At 36.0% G+C, this 18,084-nt stretch carries 15 protein-coding genes; 12 read left to right on the forward strand and 3 right to left on the reverse strand.

All coding sequences use genetic code 11. The features are described 5' to 3' along the window. Positions 1–49 precede the first annotated feature (49 nt). The 7 genes from APRE_RS02630 (at position 50) to APRE_RS02660 (ending at position 6,934) form a co-directional block, all read left to right on the forward strand. Positions 50–1,234, forward strand: coding sequence for a M20 metallopeptidase family protein (locus APRE_RS02630; protein ID WP_015777455.1), 1,185 nt, complete (start codon positions 50–52; stop codon positions 1,232–1,234). 61 nt (positions 1,235–1,295) lie between these two features. Beyond that, positions 1,296–1,748, forward strand: a complete 453-nt coding sequence (locus tag APRE_RS02635) for a redoxin domain-containing protein (RefSeq protein ID WP_015777456.1) — start codon at positions 1,296–1,298, stop codon at positions 1,746–1,748. 186 nt (positions 1,749–1,934) lie between these two features. Then, positions 1,935–2,639: a ZinT family metal-binding protein gene (locus APRE_RS02640; protein ID WP_015777457.1), complete on the forward strand. Its 705-nt coding sequence runs from the start codon at positions 1,935–1,937 to the stop codon at positions 2,637–2,639. 51 nt (positions 2,640–2,690) lie between these two features. Then, entirely contained in the window at positions 2,691–4,019 is a 1,329-nt protein-coding gene (locus APRE_RS02645) for a metal ABC transporter substrate-binding protein (RefSeq protein ID WP_015777458.1), read from the forward strand. After that, positions 4,000–4,671, forward strand: coding sequence for a metal ABC transporter ATP-binding protein (locus tag APRE_RS02650; RefSeq protein WP_015777459.1), 672 nt, complete (start codon positions 4,000–4,002; stop codon positions 4,669–4,671). Before APRE_RS02645 ends, APRE_RS02650 begins: the two co-directional genes overlap by 20 nt. Beyond that, positions 4,665–5,465, forward strand: coding sequence for a metal ABC transporter permease (locus tag APRE_RS02655; protein ID WP_015777460.1), 801 nt, complete (start codon positions 4,665–4,667; stop codon positions 5,463–5,465). The genes APRE_RS02650 and APRE_RS02655 overlap by 7 nt, the downstream gene beginning before the upstream one ends. Before the next feature lie 98 nt (positions 5,466–5,563). Beyond that, complete coding sequence (locus APRE_RS02660) at positions 5,564–6,934, forward strand: aldehyde dehydrogenase family protein (RefSeq protein ID WP_015777461.1); 1,371 nt, start codon at positions 5,564–5,566, stop codon at positions 6,932–6,934. A 199-nt stretch (positions 6,935–7,133) separates the two neighbouring features. On the opposite strand, the gene APRE_RS02665 is transcribed toward APRE_RS02660, so the two are convergent. Further along, positions 7,134–8,351, reverse strand: coding sequence for an FprA family A-type flavoprotein (locus APRE_RS02665; protein WP_015777462.1), 1,218 nt, complete (start codon positions 8,349–8,351; stop codon positions 7,134–7,136). Positions 8,352–8,693: 342 nt separating this feature from the next. Here APRE_RS02665 and APRE_RS02670 point away from each other — a divergent pair, with 342 nt between their 5' ends. Continuing rightward, complete coding sequence (locus APRE_RS02670) at positions 8,694–10,379, forward strand: acyl-CoA dehydrogenase family protein (RefSeq protein WP_015777463.1); 1,686 nt, start codon at positions 8,694–8,696, stop codon at positions 10,377–10,379. 99 nt (positions 10,380–10,478) lie between these two features. Here APRE_RS02670 and APRE_RS02675 read toward each other — a convergent pair whose 3' ends face one another. Continuing rightward, positions 10,479–10,991, reverse strand: coding sequence for a nucleoside 2-deoxyribosyltransferase (locus tag APRE_RS02675; RefSeq protein WP_015777464.1), 513 nt, complete (start codon positions 10,989–10,991; stop codon positions 10,479–10,481). An 82-nt stretch (positions 10,992–11,073) separates the two neighbouring features. On the opposite strand from APRE_RS02675, the gene nadE reads away from it, so the two are divergent. From nadE to APRE_RS02695, 4 genes are all read left to right on the forward strand, one after another. After that, positions 11,074–12,876 carry an NAD(+) synthase gene (gene nadE, locus APRE_RS02680; protein WP_015777465.1) on the forward strand — a complete coding sequence of 601 codons (1,803 nt, stop codon included), beginning with the start codon at positions 11,074–11,076 and terminating at the stop codon, positions 12,874–12,876. Then, positions 12,869–13,672 (forward strand): metallophosphoesterase, encoded by an 804-nt coding sequence (locus APRE_RS02685; protein WP_015777466.1) that lies wholly within the window; start codon positions 12,869–12,871, stop codon positions 13,670–13,672. Before nadE ends, APRE_RS02685 begins: the two co-directional genes overlap by 8 nt. Before the next feature lie 208 nt (positions 13,673–13,880). Next, entirely contained in the window at positions 13,881–14,744 is an 864-nt protein-coding gene (locus tag APRE_RS02690) for an SDR family oxidoreductase (protein WP_015777467.1), read from the forward strand. Next, positions 14,731–16,008, forward strand: coding sequence for a dicarboxylate/amino acid:cation symporter (locus APRE_RS02695; RefSeq protein WP_015777468.1), 1,278 nt, complete (start codon positions 14,731–14,733; stop codon positions 16,006–16,008). The genes APRE_RS02690 and APRE_RS02695 overlap by 14 nt, the downstream gene beginning before the upstream one ends. Positions 16,009–16,154: 146 nt before the next feature. Here APRE_RS02695 and APRE_RS02700 read toward each other — a convergent pair whose 3' ends face one another. Next, positions 16,155–17,954: a DUF4365 domain-containing protein gene (locus APRE_RS02700; RefSeq protein WP_015777469.1), complete on the reverse strand. Its 1,800-nt coding sequence runs from the start codon at positions 17,952–17,954 to the stop codon at positions 16,155–16,157. Between the last annotated feature and the right edge of the window lie 130 nt (positions 17,955–18,084).

An 18,084-nucleotide genomic window follows, 5' to 3' on the forward strand; every position in this document is an offset into this window, starting at 1 on the left:
AAAGGCGGCAGTTTAATCTGTCGTTTTTTTATATGGAAAAGGAGACCTCATGGAGGATTTTTTAATAAAAGATCAGATAGAAAAAGATAAGAAGAAAATAATAGATACAAGAAGGAAACTCCACAGGATGGCAGAAGTCTCTGGCAAGGAATTTAATACAAGTAAATTCTTAAAAGAGGAAGTAAAAAAGCTGGGGCTTGCCATAGTGGAAGTGCCAACAACTGGATTTTATGCTGTATTAGATAGTGGTAGGCCTGGCAAGACCCTAGGTCTTAGAACTGATATTGACGCTCTACCAATTTGTGAAAGCTCCTTCAATTTAACTAGAGAAAAGTACTCAGTATCAGATAATAAAGAAGTATCTCACGCTTGCGGCCATGACGGCCATATGACAATCCTTCTGGAAAGTATGAAGATTCTAGTAGAAAATAAGGATAAAATAAAGGGAAGAATTATCTTTATCTTCGAGGAAGGAGAAGAGACAGGCTGTGGAATTATTCCAATGATTAGGGCCTTAGAGAAAGAAAATATAGACGCCTTCTACGGTAACCATCTAGCAAGTTTTTTAAAGACAGGAGAAATAGCAATCGACGAAGGCCCAATCATGGCAGGCTTTATCAGAACGAGATTTACAGTCAAAGGCGTAGGAGGCCACTCCTCAAGACCCGACCTTGCTGTAAGTCCAATCTTTGCCCAAGCTGCAATCATTCAATCCCTAGCATCAAGCTGGGTCAATAGGCTAGATCCAACCAAGACCGTAACCCTAGGTCTTTCTACGATCCATGGGGGAAGTGCTCATAATGTCATAGCAGATAAGGTAACGATTGATGGAACTCTAAGATTTTTCGACAGGGAAGAAGTAGATAAGGCAATTGAGCAAATAGATATAGTAGGTAAGAACATAGCCAAGGCCCATGGATGTGACTTTATCAATGAAACTGGAGATGAACAATATGATCCTGTTATAAATGATCCTGATCTTTCAAGATTAATGAAAGAAAATATCAAGGATTATTTTGGAGATAAAATTAAAAAGGATGTAAGGTGGTTTGCATCAGAGTCCTTTGAGCTTTATGGAAAGCTTGCCCCAAGTCTTTTTGCCCTAGTTGGAATGGCAAACGATAAGAAGGGAAGTGGAGCCGAACACCACACTCCAGAATTTGACCTAGATGAGGATAGTCTTGATTATGGAATTTTTGCTATGGTCAAGTTTGCGACAAGCTTCCTAGCTTAATTAAATTTTATTTCTTCCTATCTTGGGTATAAATAATATTAGAGTGAAATAGGAGGATAAAATGACAATTCAAGTTAATCAAGAAGCAATAGACTTTACACTAAAAGATCAATTCAAAGAAGATGTTAAACTAAGCGAGCTTAAAGGGAAAAAAGTAATTCTTTCTTGGCACCCATTAGCATACACATCAGTTTGTACTGACCAAATGAGATCTCTTGAGAGAAATTACGAAAGGATCCAAGAAAAGGGAGACACAGTAGTAATAGGACTTTCAGTAGATCCATTCCCTGCCAAGGCTAAATGGGCAGACATCCTAGACCTAAAAGATCTTAAGATAGTATCAGACTTCTTCCCATATGCAGAAGTAACCAAGGCCTATGGACTCTTCAACGAAGAAAATGGAGCAAGCAAACGTGCCAATGTTATAATCGATGAAGAAGGAAAAGTAAAATGGGTTAAGGTCTATGGAGGAAGCGAACTTCCTGATATAGAAGAAGTAATAGACAATCTATAAACATTCAAATCTCGCCCTTATTGGCGGGATTTTTTATTTGCCCACATTCGTTAAAAAATAATAATTAAAGATAATGCAAATCATTCTTGACAAATGATAAAATTGGTGCTATCATAATCTTGTCAGGATAAGTCTACAGCTTAACAGAATGATTTACCTACATAAAATGTAATTAAGGAGATAAATATGAAAAAGAAAAATACTATGGCACTAACAGCGATTCTTTCGCTTGGTTTAATCTTAGCAGCTTGTGGAAATGATAATGCTAAAGATAAGGAGGCTAATAACAAGGCACAAGTAGAAGAGAAAGCTGATACTGAAACTAAAGATAAGACAAGCAAAGAAAATGATGCAGAAAAGAAAGAAGAAAGTACTTCTGATCAAAAGATGGATGAGGTTTCTTTAGCTGATTGGGAAGGAAAATGGAATTCAATGTCTGCTTATCTAGATAAAAACGAGGTCCAAGAAGCCTTTACAGACCTAGCTAAGAAGGAAAACACTGATGAAGAAAGCGCCAAGAAAGCCTATGTAGAAAAAAGACACTGCGATTTTAATGGTCTAGAGATTGAAGGAAATAAGGTTAAGTTCTACAATGAATTTCCTGATGAAGGCAAAGAGGCCACAGCAGAAGTTGAATATAAATATGTTGATAAACAAGAAGTAAAACACGGAAATCACATGCTAGAATGGGATATATTTGAAGCAGTAAGCCCTGATGCTGAGTATAAGTACCTACTTATGATGCCAATCCACGGAGAGGAAAGTTTGACACATTTCCATATGAGATATGGTAATGATAAGGATGAACTATTAGGAGAAGAAAAATGGTTCCCAACATTTGTTAAGCCAAACACAACAGACCAACAAATCATGGATGAAATTACAGAATAAATTTTGTAAGAGGGATGGGCTTAGCTCGTCCCTTTTTTTGTGAGGAGAATAATGAAGAAAATAAATAAATTAATATATCTACTTATTCTTGTTTTCACTCTGACCTCTTGTAATAAAGCAGAAGAAGATAAGGATAAGCCATTAATCTATACATCTTTTTATCCGATTAATGACTTGACTAGTAAAATTGCTGGAGATACGGCAAATGTTAAATCCTTTATGCCAGAGGGCAAGGAAGCCCACTTATGGGAGCCTTCACCAAAGGATATGAAAAAGCTCGCCAAAGCAGATCTTCTAGTCGTTAATGGAGCGAATATGGAGCCATGGCTTGAAAGTGTAAGGGAAAACCTACCGAATCTAGAAATATTGAAATTATCAGATTCGGTTGATCTAATCACCTACAAGGGCCAGGCTGCAGTCGGAGATTTCCAATATATGGCAAGACTTGACTTGACTGATAAAACTCAGAAGTTCGACTTTGCCCATACTCACGAGGACATGATGAGGGTAGCCTTCATAAAGGATACCGGACTAAGAGGAGAAGAACTTGTCAAAAAGGCCAAGGAAGTGATGAATCAGAAGGGAGAACTAGTAGCCCAAAAATCTACCATAGAGGTAGAAGAGGGCAAGGTCTATGGTCTCGAGATGGGCCATGAGTCAGGAGAAATCTTCTACAAGATGCCTGAAGCAGGATCATGGATTTTCATATCAGATAGGATAAGCGAAGACCTTCTTCCATACTATTTGATGGATGAAAATGGAAATTTACTAAAAGATGATGGCAGAGAAGAGTCTCTTATGGAAGGATCATCATCTGGTTTCGACAAGATAAGCTACGATCCTCATTCCTGGCTTTCTATTGTAAATGCCAAAAAATATTTAAACGCTATCCAGGATAAATTGATAGAAAAGTATCCGGAAAATGAAAAGATTTATAAGAAGAACAAACTAAAATATGTCGATCAACTTACAGATATAGATGCAGAATATAAGGAGAAATTTAAAGACCTTGATCAGAGAGAATTTCTCGTAATCCATTATGCCTACCAATATCTGGCTAGGGATTTCGATTTAATCCAATATCCTCTCCAAGGACTAACTAGCCTAGAAAGTCCAAGTCTAAAGACTATAAAAAAGGCGGTAGAGTTTGCTAATAGTAAGGGAATAGACACAATATTTTATGAATACGGCAAAAATCCTAAGGAAGCTAAGGCCTTGGCCGAAGAACTACATGGCAAGACAAAGCCTTTAGCATCGATGGAGTTTGTGACTAAGGAGCAAGAAGAAGAGGGAATGGATTATATTGACCTAATGAGGATGAATCTCGAAAACTTATATGATTCTATGAAAGGAGGAGCTGATGAAGGCAATAGCAATTAATGATTTAAGCTTTGCTTATAGAAAAGAAAATGTAATTAAATCTTGCAATCTAGAAGTTGAATCTGGAGAACTTGTATTAATCATAGGGGGAAATGGATCAGGAAAATCAACCCTTGTCAAGCTAATGCTAGGAGAGCTAGAGCCTGATAAGGGAAGTATAAAGATTTTGGGTAAGGATATTGCAAAATACAAGTCCTATAAGAAAATTGGCTACGTTCCTCAAGTCAATGTCGTAAACAAAATCGCATTTCCAATAACTTGCTTAGAGCTTGTGGCCCTCAACCTATATGAAGACTTTGGCTTTATCAAAATACCTAAGAAAGTCCACTATGATAAGGCAAGGGATATACTCATCAAAATGGGCATGGAGGAATTTATCAACACACCGGTTAACGAACTATCTGGAGGACTTGCCCAAAGAGCCATGATTGCCAAGGCTATGATAAATATGCCAGAACTTTTAATCTTAGACGAGCCAACTGCTGGTGTCGATAAAGAAAATAAAGAAATGTTCTTTAAGACACTAAAGAAACTACAAGAAGATCTGGGTATAACTATAGTCATGATTACCCATGAGCTTAAGGAAATGGAGGATATACAAATGACTAAGACACAGTATAGGATGAGTGAAGGGAGATTGAGTTTATGTTAGAATTTGCCTTTATGAGAAAGGCCCTACTTTCGGGATTTCTCTTATCTATAATGATTCCTCTAATAGGGATTGTCATGGTCAATAGAAAAACTTCAATGATAGGTGATGCCCTATCCCATACGGCCCTTACAGGAGTAGCCATGGGACTAATCTTAGGTTTTGATCCGCTCTTAGGATCGGCTATTGTATGTGTAATAGCTGCCTTCCTTATAGAATTTATTAGGAAAAAGCTCCCTCAATACGGGGATATGGCAACAGCTGTTATCATGAGTACAGGACTCGGAATTGCAGCGATTCTTTCTGATTTCGCTCCGGGAGGTAATTCTTTTGAATCTTATCTATTCGGTTCGATTTCATCAGTTACAAGTGCGGATGTATTAAACACTAGCCTTATTTTTATCTTGGTTCTTGCCCTATGCATCAGTAGATACTCAGCACTTTTGGCAATTTCGATAGATAATAATACAGCTAGGCTTGCAGGAGTTAAGGTAAAGATAATAGATATGATATTTACTTTCCTATCAGCTGTGACAATTGCCCTTGCGGTTAAAATTATAGGAGCCTTGATGGTTACAAGCTTAATAGTTCTTCCAGTAGCAACTAGTTTGATTATATCTAGATCTTATAAGCAAACTTTCTTTGTAACTATAATCCTTGGAATAATATATATGATGGCAGGAATCATTCTTTCCTTTCATTTCGATATCAAACCAGGAGGAGCTATTGTAGTAAATGCAGTTATTGGAATGTTAATTTTTGCCTTGTATAAGAAAATGAGAAAAACTAAAGCATAAAGACATAACTAGCGGATTTATTTCTGCTAGTTTTTATTTGTAAAAGAAATTATGGGTATAAATAGGATAAGGATTAGACTTAATATAAGGAGAATTAAATGACTGATTTAAATAGTATTATTGATAGACAAAGAGAATTTTTCTATGGAGGTTTTACCAAAACGGAAGACTTCAGAAGGAAAAAACTTGAAAGACTAAGAGATTTAATAGATTTATGCGAAGAAAATATCCTTCATGCCCTAGATCTAGATTTGGGAAAGGCGAACTTTGAAGCTTATGTAAGTGAAATATCATTTGCCAAGGAAGAGATAAATTTCGCCCTTGATAATCTCAGTGACTGGATGAAGCCAGTTAGGGAAAAGACTCCCCTTACTGCCATGCCTGCCAAATCATACAGTCTATATGAGCCTTTGGGAGTAACTCTCATCATAGCTCCATGGAATTATCCTTTCCTTTTGGCAATCGATCCTTTAATAGGAGCTATAGCATCTGGAAATACCGTAATTCTTAAGACATCTTCTAAGACCAAAGAGACTTCTAAACTTATCAGATCTATGCTAAATGATTACTTCGAGGAAGAATTTATTTATGTTGTAGATAATGATGAGGTAAGCCATAAAGAATTACTCGAAGGAAAATACGACCATATCTTCTATACCGGAGGCAAAAGTGTCGGCAAGCATATTATGAAAAAGGCCAGCGAAAACCTCACCAAAGTTACCCTAGAACTCGGTGGAAAAAGCCCTTGTATTGTAGATAGAACAGCAGATCTCGATAATGCAGCGAGGTCCATCATGTGGGGTAAGACTCTAAATGCTGGACAGACTTGTGTAGCACCAGATTATATCCTAGTTGATTTAGCTGTTAAAGAAAAGTTCATAGGAAAATTAAAAGAGGCTATGATAGAATTTTACGGCCTAGATCCTCTAACATCCAAGGATTACGGAAGGATCATCAATGAGGACCATCTCGATAGGCTTCTAGGACTTCTTGACGGAGAAGATATAATAGCAGGAGGGATTTACGATAGGGAAAATCTCAAGCTTATGCCTACAATAGTAGATGGGGTAGACTTTAATAGTAAGCTTATGGAAGATGAAATATTTGGACCGATTATTCCTATCCTAACCTATGATGATATAAATCCAATCCTTTACAAGATTAAAACCATGCCAAAACCACTTGCCTTCTATCTTTTCTCAGAAGATGAGAGACTTATAGAAAAGATTATGTATAATATGGAGTTTGGTAATGGCTGTGTCAATGATTGTATAATAGAGATTGCAAGTCCTTATCTAGAATTTGGTGGAGTAGGAGAAAGCGGTATGGGAGGATATCATGGCTACAATAGCTTTGTGAATTTCTCCAACAAAAAAAGCATAATGGAGACTCCATCAAGCATGAAGGCAAATATAAAATACCCTCCTTATGAAGATGGGAAATTAAACTTTGTAAAGAAAGTATTATAATGTAAATAAAAGTAGTATTCTATTCACATACTAAGTGATGACTAGCTAATACTAGATATTAGGCATAAGTATATTCTCAAATAAGCTATTTCTAAAGAAATAAATATTTTCTTACTGTGGTCAATATTTATTTTAACTAGCAATAGCTTTTTTTTGTACAAAAAAACCAGGTCCAAATAAAGACCTGGTTAATTAAATTTTATTTATTTTTGCTATCCATATCAGCTTTGATTGCTTTAGCAAGTTCTGCGATTTGTTCAACTTGTTCCATCTTGACACCAGAGTTGATTTTTACATCTTCTCCTATATATTCAAGCTTAGCAGTAGATAGGATTTCCTTAGAAATCTCTAGACTTCTACCACCCCAAGACCAGTTGTTTAGGAAGGATACAGACTTGTTAGTAAATCCTGTTCCAACAAGTTCTCTTAGGAAGGCATCCATCTTGTAGTAAAGTCCTGAGTTGTAGTTGATTGGTGCAAATACTGAGTGAGAGAATCTGTGGCAGTCACTAATTGGATATGAAACATCCCAGTCAGCAACGTCATAAACCTTGATATTTTCAACACCAAGTTCAGCAAGCTTAACTGCGAGGATGTCGGCTGCTTCTTCAGTATCTCCATACATTGATGCATAAACAATAACTACTCCGTCTTCTTCTGCTGTAAAGGTTGACCAGTGGTTGTATTTGTCCATGATAAAGTTTATTGATTCTTCATCCTTGTATACTGGTCCGTGAAGAGGAAGGATAGCATTTATTGGAAGGCCGTCGATTTTCTTGAAGGCATTTTGAACCATCTTGCCAAACTTACCTACTATATTGATGTAGTATCTTCTAGCTTGTTCTAGCCAGTCTCCCTTGTGGATTACCTTAGCTGCATCAATATTTCCTTCGATTACGTTAAAGGAACCAAAGGCATCTGCTGAGAAGAGGAGGCCTTCTGTTGTTTCGTAAGTCATCATAACTTCTGGCCAGTGAACCATTGGTGTGAAGACAAATTTTAGATTTCTCTTACCAAGATTTAGCTCATCCCCATCTTTAACTTCGTAGTATCTGTCCTTAAACTCATCATTGTAGAATTGTTCGTAGAACTTAAAGGTCTTTGCATTTCCAACAAACTTTGCATTTGGCCATTCTCTCATACAAAAATCGATATTTCTACAGTGATCTGGCTCCATGTGCTCGATTACTATATAGTCAAGGTCTTCTCCGTCAAGACTTGCCTTGATATTGTCTATATATCTTCTAGTGAAGGCAGCATCAACAGAATCCATCAAAACATTTTTCTCATCTCTTATGACATATGAATTGTAGCAAACGCCGTTTGTTAGCTCAAACATATTCTCGAATCTGTCAATTCTTCTATCGTTAACTCCAACCCAATAGATATTGTCTAGTACTTCAATAATATTATGCATTCTAACTCCTTTGATAATTTATTGTTAATTAAATTATACCAGATATTTAAAAAAAATAAATTATATATAAATGATTATTGTTATCAGTGATAATCCGAAAAAAATTAATTTTTATATTTTACTAAGAAAGTATGTTAGAAATAATTTATTTGGGTATATATATTATGAAAACAATTACATGAGTTTTAGGATGATACGTCTTATCTACTATAAAACTATCTAACAGATTTTACGAGAGATGAAATATAGTTTTATGATGCCTAATCAATAGTTTATCTAAGGCTTTATGGATGGTAGGACGAACACTTATGTAATTTATTATGAATTATAAAAGGAGATATAATGGGATACAATTTACCAAAAGATTTAGAAGAATTTAGAAAAGTAGTAAGAGATTTTGCTGAAGAAAAGATTAGACCAATTGCTTTTCACTTAGACCAAACTAAAGAATTTCCGAAAGAAATAGTAAAACAAATGGGAGAGATGGGACTAATGGGTATACCATTTCCCGAAGAATACGGTGGAGCAGGACTTACTAACCAACACTACGCTATAGCAGTAGAAGAGCTATCTAGAGTGGATGGTGGTGTAGGAGTAATTTGCTCAGCCCATACATCTCTAGGTACTTGGGGACTTAACGAATTTGGTAATGAAGAGCAAAAGGAAAAATATCTAAGACCTCTTCTAACAGGTAAGTCCATAGGTGGATTCGGACTTACAGAAGAAAACGCAGGATCAGACTCTGCTGGAACAGAAACTACAGCTGTTCTAAAGGGAGATCATTATGTATTAAATGGTAAGAAGATTTTCATTACTAACGCTCCAGAAGCACAAACTTATCTAGTAACAGCAGTTACAACACCTGGCAAGGGTAACCACGGTATATCAATGTTTATCGTAGACAAAGATTTCGAAGGATTTACCTTCTCTGAACCATATGACAAACTCGGTATCAGATCATCAGTTACCGCAGAGCTTCACTTTAAGGATGTAAAAGTTCCAAAAGAAAACCTCCTAGGTGAAGAAGGTAAGGGCTTCAAATATGCTATGATGATCCTAGACGGTGGTAGAATTGGTATAGCTTCCCAAGCTTTAGGTATAGCTCAAGGTGCTTATGAATCAGCTAAAGAATACGGACTTGCTCGTGAACAATTCGGAGAAGCAATCGCAAGAATGCAACACAACTCCTTTATCCTAGCAGATATGGCAACAGAGCTTAAGGCAGCTAGACTATTAATCTATGATGCAGCTCAGAAGAAAGATGCCCACGTTCCTTATGGTAAGGATGCTGCAATGGCTAAGCTATATGCATCAGATATGGCAGAGAAACTTACAAGCAAGGCCCTACAACTTTACGGTGGATCTGGATTTATCAAGGGAGTAGATGTAGAAAGATACTACAGAGACTCTAAGATTACACAAATCTACGAAGGAACAAATGAAATAATGAGACTAGTAATCTCAGGATATATCCTTCCAAGACCTGCTAAAAAAGACAAGAAGAAGGAAGCTCCTAAGAAAAAACAATCTCAAGTAGGAGATAGAAAACTAGAAATCTTCAAGGGAGATGAGAAAGAAGCTGCTAAGAAATTAGTAGAAGCCCTAAAGAAAGAAGGATTCACATTTGATAAGAAAGACGTGGATCTAGAAGGAGCAATCGAAGAAGCAGACTCAGTAGTAGCTGCTGGTATGGGAATTGGTGAAGAACAAAACCTTGAAATGATCAAAGAACTTGCCAAAGAAACAGGCTCAGTACTTTCATCATCAAGACCAGCTTCCCAAGTTAGAGGATACGTTCCAACAAATAGATTTATCGGTCTATCAGGTAAGAAATTTGCTGGTAAACTATACATCGGTGTAGGTATCTCAGGAGCAATGCAACACTTAAGAGGAATTCCAGAAGCTGGAACAATAGTTGTAATCAACAACGACGAAAGCGCAGCATTCTTCGACAACTGTGACTACGGTATAGTAGGAGACTTCCACAAAGTAGTACCAGCCCTAATAGAAGAAATTAAAAACGCATAAGAAGAAAAATAAAAGGAGGCCGCAAGGCCTCTTTTCTGTGCAAATTTTTATCATTTTTAGTTTAAGAAAAAATACTTATTAGATAAAGTATTTTCTAAATTAGAGATTTTTACCTATAAATTCCTTCAAGGCTTCTATCAAATCATCAGAAGTCTTGTAGATTCTTGGCTTATCAAACTCATTTCCATCTTTATCTACATAGGCAAGGCCTGTAATAAGCTTGTTGATATAGAGAAAGTCGTTTTGGAAGACGTCTTTTTTGATTTCTCTTAGCTTATCATCCCTATCATTTCCTGTAAGCCTAATATCTGTATAAAGCTCAAAGATTGGGATTCCTCTCTCGAAAGCTATGCCCATCTCTCCTGCAAGGCCCAAGTCCTTGGTATCCATTAAGGCAATAAGCAAGTCGCTTTCTTTAAGTCTCTTATAATCTGCCAACAAAATATCTGCCCCACTAGCAAAACCAGCAGACTTATCGTTGATTTCTAGATTATCTGCTGGATTGTATAGGTCGATCTTTTCCTTAAATTCATTTTCTAAAGCGTCTTGGACCTTTTTTGCTTGAAGTCTTTGACCTTCAGTAAACAGGTCACATCCTAAATATATTTTCATAAATTTCACCTCGCTTTAATTATATCAGATAAAAAAATTTACTAAAACACCTTTATCAAATATAATAGAAGGAGAGGTACTTATGAAGAAAAATATTAAAATACTAGCGACTAACTTCGACCTTGAATTAGGTCAAGTCGGCAAAAATTTAGAAAAAATTAAAAATATAGTTAAAAATGCAGAAAAGGAAGGAGTAAATATCATCTCCTTACCAGAGCTTGCCCTTACGGGAGCTTCTTTGTATGACTTATATAAGGAAGAGGTCCTAATAAAAAGGGTAGAAGAGGCATTAGTAGATCTCATTGACTTCTCCAAGGCTTATGATTTGCTAATAAGCTTGGGAGCTCCTCTAAGAAGCGAAGGAAAGCTCTACAATACTATAATTTTCATCAAAAAAGGTGAAATATTAACAAGTTTTGTCAAAGAAGAGTTAAAAAATTACGAGAAGATGATATTTTCTACAGAAACTCCGAACTATTTTACCCTAGGTTCTTGCGATTTTCCTGCAGATATCATCTCTCCAGTAGAAGTCGGCGGACTTAAGATCGGTGTAGCTATAGGGGAAGATGAAAGGACAAATAGTCCGTCTTCGCTTTTCTTTAAGGATAGGGGAGCAGATATTATCCTAAACCCAAACGCCTACGAAAAACAAGCCTTATCCATAGATAAGACTATAGGAGATATCAAATTTCTTTCCAAAAACACAGTTTACGTATCGACTGGGACCGGGAAGGGAGAATCAAGTACGGATACAGTCTTTCAAGGGCTTAACCTTATAGCAGATGATGGGAAGCTTATATCTGTTAAGGAAAATGAGGGAGTCTCTTACACCAAGGACTTCGATCTAGATGAAAACAGTCCAAGCTCTTTCAATAATTTTACAGATGAAAAGATAGAGGTAGACAAGTTTCCATATTTACCAAAAAAGGAAGATGAGGATATATTTGTAAGGGACGTCTTAGAAATAGCATCCTCTGCTCTTCTTACAAGGATGAGAAAAATTGGTGTAGAAGATACCTTTATCGGAGTATCCGGTGGCCTTGATTCAACTATGGCCCTTATATTCCTAACCTATGCTTACAAAAAGGCTGGCATATCTAAGGAGAAAATCCACGCCTACACTATGCCAGCATTTGCCACAAGCAAGAGAACTAAGTTCAATGCCTATATCCTATGTGAGGCTTTGGGAATTAAGCTTACTGAGATTGATATATCAGAAGCAGTGAAGGTCCACCTAGCTGATATTGGCCACGACCTAGAAAGCCAAGATACAGCCTACGAAAACGCCCAAGCCAGAGAAAGGACCCAAGTCCTCCTTGACCTTGCCAATATGTATGGGGGAATTGTGATAGGAACTGGGGACTTATCTGAATGCATGCAGGGATTTGCGACCTTTAACGGGGACCATATCAGTAACTATGCCCTAAATGCGACCCTGACCAAGACCCACCTTCGCTTTATCGTAGGTCACATTGCTGAGAATACTGAAAATAAAGACCTTGGCAAGGTCCTAAAAGATATAATCGATACGCCAATCTCTCCAGAGCTTAAGAGTGAAGATAAGGGTACTATTAGCCAAAAGACAGAAGATATAATAGGTCCTTACGAGCTAATTGACTTTTTCATCTACCATCATTTAAAATACCACAGAAGACCAAAAGAAATATATGACTTGGCAAGACTTGCCTTTAGGGATGATTATGAAGATGAAGTTATCAAGAAATGGCTTGTTTCATATTTCAAGAGATTTTCAGCATCACAATTTAAGAGGGCTACCGCAGTCGACGGTCCAAATATCACAGGCCTTTCAACTTCTCCAAGGCTAGGTTTTAAGATTGCATCAGATATGGCAAGTGGCTTGTACTTGGACGATTTAAATGAATAAGAGAAAAATAGGCCTAGGACTTTTGGGAGCAGGTCTTGGCCTAGGCTATTACATCAACAGACAGTGTTTCTATGCCAAGGAAAAGAGGGTGACTCTTTACTCAAAAAAGGCTAAAAGTCCTATAAGAATCACACAGATATCGGACTTTCATTCCAATGTCCTTGCCAATCTAGGAGAAGTCCTTGGAAAGATTAAGGATTTCAATCCTCACTTTATTATCCTTACAGGAGATATTATAGATTATGGGACAGAAAGAAAGATAGAAAGGTCAGTATTTTTCTTAAGGCACTTGATGAGTCTAGGATTTCCCTGCTATTATATAAGCGGCAACCATGAGGAAGCAGGTCCCAATCTCGATGTCTTTGCTAGAGAAATAAAAAAGCTAGGCATTGTATATTTATTTAATGATCAAAGATCTTTCTATGTGGGGGAAAATAAAATAAATCTATATGGTCTGGGCCACTATGCAAGATTTTACGAAAAATATAAGCCCGAAAATGATTCTATTAATATCATCCTAAGCCATCTGTCAAGGGATGTAAGGGCGGAGGGACTTAGCGACTTTGACTTTATCTTCTCAGGTCACACCCATGGTGGACAAGTAAGGCTTCCTCTGATTGGAGCCCTTATTAGTCCCGGCGAGGGCTTTCTTCCTGATTATGATTCGGGAGTATTCTCATATAAAAATGGTATAATATATGTCGATAGTGGGCTAGGAAATACCTTCCTGCCTTTGAGATTCCTAAATCCAATAGGATATTCCAATATCACTATCACAAATGGGTCTGTAGTTTAGTGGCAAAACAAGGGTGTCCGAAGCCAAAGATGGGGGTTCGATTCCCTCCAGGCCTGCCATTTTAGTTCGATTCGTCGAACTTTTTTCTTTTGCAAGTAAAAATGAACTTACAATCTGTGCCTTAGTGAATAGCTGTAAAACATTGCTAAATTTTCATTAAAGTATATAATAATACAATAGAAACATTAAAAATAGAAAAGAGGTTCTTATGAAACTTGGAGTAAGAGATAAGATTTGGATAACAGGATCTCACGGTAGACTCGGCTCTACTATCTATAGATACCTAGATCCAATCGATGCAGAAATAGTTGCAACAGACAAAAATGAAGTCGATATTACAAATCAAAAGGAAGTTTCTACATTTATAGAAAGACTTAGGCCAACCATAATCGTAAATGCCTCAGGTCTATCCAAGAAGAATGAATGTGAGAAAAATCCCGACGAGGCTTATCTTTTAAATGCTATAGGCGCCAAAAACATAGCCATAGCAGCCAACCGTCACCAGACCAAAATCGTCCAACTATCGACAGGAGATGTCTTCGACGGTAACACAATCAATCCCTTCAAGGAAATAGATACGCCAAGACCTAACACGGTCTATGGTAAGAGTAAGTTTTTAGGTGAAGAATTCGTAAGAAACTTCTCAAACTACTACTTTATAATCAGAGTGTCTAGACTATATTCCAGGGAAAATGCCTTCGTAGAAAATATAATAGACCAAGCCAAAAAGGGCAAGGTTATAATGCCAAAAGATAGGATCTCATCACCAACACCAGCCTTTGAGCTAAGTAAGTTCCTAATAGAATTAATCAAAACAAGTAACTTCGGCACCTACCACGCTTCATGCGAAGGCTATTGCTCTCATAAGGAATTTGCCCAAGAAGTAATGAACTATATGGGACTAGAGGCAGAAATCGAGGAAGTAATCGATGAAAGCAAAGTTGACATGGTACCAAGCTTTAGAGGAATTAGAAATTACTACCTAGATATAACAGGTGGATATAGATTTAACGATTGGAAATCCGCTCTGCACGAGTACATCGACAAGGAGGGACTGAATGGAAAAAAATAAGAAAAAGAAACTAGGACTCTCCCAACAAATATTTATAGCCTTAATTGCAGGACTTGTAGTTGGAATCCTAATCCACTACTTCATGCCAGCCGGCCACTTCCGTGATGATGTCCTAGTAGAAGGAATATTTTACACCATAGGACAAGTTTTTATCAGGCTTATGCAAATGCTAGTAGTTCCACTAGTATTCTTCTCTATAGCGGACGGCTGTAGAAACTTAGGAGATACGGAAACCCTAGGTAAGGTTGGAGTAAGAATTGTATTATTTTATATATGTACAACAGCTCTTGCAATATTTTTATCCCTAATGCTTGCAAGAATTATCGGTCCAGGCAAGGGAATGAATATGAGCCTAGGAGCTAATGAGTTCGAGGTAGACGGAGGAGAAGAATTCTCCCTATCAAAAACCATCCTAAACTTTGTTCCAACCAACCCAATAGGTGCCCTAGCCAATGGAGAAATGATCCAAATAATTATATTTGCAGTTATAGTAGGTCTACTCATAGCTTCTATGGAAGATAGGCTAATCACATTGGGAAATGTCGTGACAGAGATGAACGATCTAATGATGGGAATGACCATGTGGGTAATGAAACTTGCCCCAATCGGAGTATTCTTCCTCATATCAAGGACCTTCGCATCTCTTGGTTATGATGTAATAATCTCCATGCTATCATACATGGCGACTGTACTTGGTGGACTTTTAGTACAACTTATACTTGTCTACATGGTCTTACTTACAGTATTTACTAGAGTCAATCCGATAAACTTCCTAAAGAAGTTTGCTCCAGTAATGACCTTCGCCTTCTCTACTGCATCAAGTAACGCAACAGTTCCAGTAAATATCAAAACCCTAGAAGAAATGGGAGTAGATAGAAAAATATCTTCCTTTACCATTCCCCTAGGAGCGACCATCAACATGGACGGAACTGCCATCATGCAGGGAGTTGCGGTAGTCTTTATTGCAAACGCCTATAACATCGACCTAACGGCAGCAGACTTTGCTACAGTAATACTTACAGCGACAATAGCATCAGTAGGAACAGCAGGAATCCCATCTGTCGGACTAATCACCCTATCCATGGTCCTTCAATCAGTAGGACTTCCAGTAGAAGGAATAGCGATGATCATGGGTATTGACAGAATCCTAGACATGGCAAGATCTGCCATAAACATCTCAGGAGATGCCACTGGAACAATAATAGTAGCAAACTCAGTAGGATCCTTTAACAAGGAAAAATATATTAGAAAAGTTGAAAAATGAAAATAAATCGGCAAAAGCTTATCAAAAGCTTGCCGATTTTTTTGTGGAGAAATTGATTAAGTGCTTGATAAAGCTTGTTGATTATAAATAATAAATATTTAACGAATAAAGAGTAATATTATAGGAATAATAGATAATTATCTTATTTAATCATTCCTCCAAAAGTGATATATTGGAAGTTTTCTAAAATTATCTTGATCGATATCTGACATTTTCATGAAATATCTGTTTGCTTGCCTTTGCTGTTCCAATAACAGATAGGCTCCTACCATATATTGATAATTGTTTGATTTATTTTCTATAATTCTATATAATTCATCAATTTCATCATCTGTTAAATTTCTCTGCCTTTTATAAACTTGAAGTAGATTTAAAATTTTAATTTCTTGTTCTAGCTCATCATCAGGTGATGTTCTTATCCATTGAGCAAGCTCTACACAGGTCTCTGTAATTTCCTCTTTTCTTATTCCTTTAGCCTTGTCTAAAGCTAATAACAGTTCTATAAGAAAAGAATTTGCACTAGGAAAAGTGTACTTGTTATGATCGATTTCTTTAAAATCAAGGATAATTTTAGTAAAATCTATGTTGTTTAAGGTAAGAATATCATTAGTACTTAGAGTAAGGAATTGAGACACATCATAATATTTAGTTTCTTTATCTTCTTCGATATGTTTAGAATATAAATGAATATCAAAGAAATCATTTAATTTAAATTTATTATGGGCTTCTAGTTCTTCAAAGAATAATAGAAATTTAAGATTACCGACATTAACATAATGTAGAGAATTGCCAATATCTTCATTTATAACAATATTTCTATCGTAAACAAAAGCACTAATTAATACATTTAAATGTTTTAAATCTTGTTTTTCCAATTCATTAAAATTTATGTCTTCTTTACATCCCAATATATCAAGAGTTTTAACAACGTCTTTTGTAAATTCTAATTTTTGCTTCATTTGATTTATATCAAAATTATTATAACTTAGTTTCTTCCTATCTATTTCAATTATCTCGTCATTAATCCTAAAGTATCCTTCTTCTAATATTTTAATGTTGAACTCAAGATCTTTTGCTAATACTCTAGCTTTGCTGGAACTTTCATAATTTATCTTAAAATGATCATCTGTTTCATTAAAAATCAAATTTAAACTTTCTCCAATACGTAATATATATTGATCTATTTTTCTTATGATTTTTATTTTATTATAATATATTTTTCCATTTACTGATATACTAGTATCCATAATATTGCTTATGCTATGAACTTTTGGTAAAGCATTAACAGGTATAAGAGTTGAACTGCCCTTTAGTCTTGCGTAAAAATAATGATCATTTTCTAGTAATGTTTTATAAGATTCAAATTTTGAGGTTGAAGAAATAGGTATAACTATTTCTTCAATTTTATCTATTTTTCCTATTTGATCTAATTGTATATAATCATTTAAATTAAAGCTAGTTTGTCTTTTACAATCCATATAGAAATTTTTAAGAATAATCTCTTTCTTAGCATTCTCAGTAGGAAAAGCCTTAAGCTTCAATGATTTATTTTTTTGTTTACTTACATTTTTAAGAATGTTTTTTAATTTAATAGGTGTGAGGGCATTGTAGTATATTTTGGTTTCTTGTGTGTTGCCGGGATTAATATATACAACAAATAAAAAACATCCTCCATCATTAAAATAGTTTCTTAAATCAGAAACTTTCATAATATATGAGATTTCGTCCGATGATTGATTCTTTTTAATTTTTCCTTTTACTTGAACTGGGACTCTACCAATTATATTAGACTTATGACCCTTTATCTTTTCATATATAATAATGTGCCCGTCCCATGAAGGTTCCTTATCATTGTCTGAAATAAATTCTTCTAAGCATTCAGTTATGGTTATGCTATTCTTAACTGCATTGACTGATATTGTCTCTATATCCTTATTATTTAGTATATTGCGCCTCCTTTATTATTGTATATGTGTAAATTGGATACTAGTGTTCTGGTTTCCATTAATGAAACAAACAGCTAATAACTATTTTATACAATAATAGTACCTTTAATGTCTGCAAAGGTCAAAGAAG

It is taken from the genome of Anaerococcus prevotii DSM 20548, assembly GCF_000024105.1.
In the GTDB taxonomy this organism is placed as follows: Bacteria; Bacillota; Clostridia; order Tissierellales; family Peptoniphilaceae; genus Anaerococcus; species Anaerococcus prevotii.

Bases quoted from the DNA above. Each gene is read 5' to 3' on its own strand.
- APRE_RS02645 (WP_015777458.1), top strand. From the start codon at position 2,691: ATGAAGAAAATAAATAAATTAATATATCTACTTATTCTTGTTTTCACT.
- APRE_RS02695 (WP_015777468.1), top strand. From the start codon at position 14,731: ATGGAAAAAAATAAGAAAAAGAAACTAGGACTCTCCCAACAAATATTT.
- APRE_RS02635 (WP_015777456.1), top strand. From the start codon at position 1,296: ATGACAATTCAAGTTAATCAAGAAGCAATAGACTTTACACTAAAAGAT.
- APRE_RS02630 (WP_015777455.1), top strand. From the start codon at position 50: ATGGAGGATTTTTTAATAAAAGATCAGATAGAAAAAGATAAGAAGAAA.
- APRE_RS02650 (WP_015777459.1), top strand. From the start codon at position 4,000: ATGAAGGCAATAGCAATTAATGATTTAAGCTTTGCTTATAGAAAAGAA.
- APRE_RS02640 (WP_015777457.1), top strand. From the start codon at position 1,935: ATGAAAAAGAAAAATACTATGGCACTAACAGCGATTCTTTCGCTTGGT.
- APRE_RS02670 (WP_015777463.1), top strand. From the start codon at position 8,694: ATGGGATACAATTTACCAAAAGATTTAGAAGAATTTAGAAAAGTAGTA.
- APRE_RS02690 (WP_015777467.1), top strand. From the start codon at position 13,881: ATGAAACTTGGAGTAAGAGATAAGATTTGGATAACAGGATCTCACGGT.
- nadE (WP_015777465.1), top strand. From the start codon at position 11,074: ATGAAGAAAAATATTAAAATACTAGCGACTAACTTCGACCTTGAATTA.
- APRE_RS02660 (WP_015777461.1), top strand. From the start codon at position 5,564: ATGACTGATTTAAATAGTATTATTGATAGACAAAGAGAATTTTTCTAT.
- APRE_RS02675 (WP_015777464.1), bottom strand. From the start codon at position 10,991: ATGAAAATATATTTAGGATGTGACCTGTTTACTGAAGGTCAAAGACTT.
- APRE_RS02685 (WP_015777466.1), top strand. From the start codon at position 12,869: ATGAATAAGAGAAAAATAGGCCTAGGACTTTTGGGAGCAGGTCTTGGC.
- APRE_RS02655 (WP_015777460.1), top strand. From the start codon at position 4,665: ATGTTAGAATTTGCCTTTATGAGAAAGGCCCTACTTTCGGGATTTCTC.
- APRE_RS02665 (WP_015777462.1), bottom strand. From the start codon at position 8,351: ATGCATAATATTATTGAAGTACTAGACAATATCTATTGGGTTGGAGTT.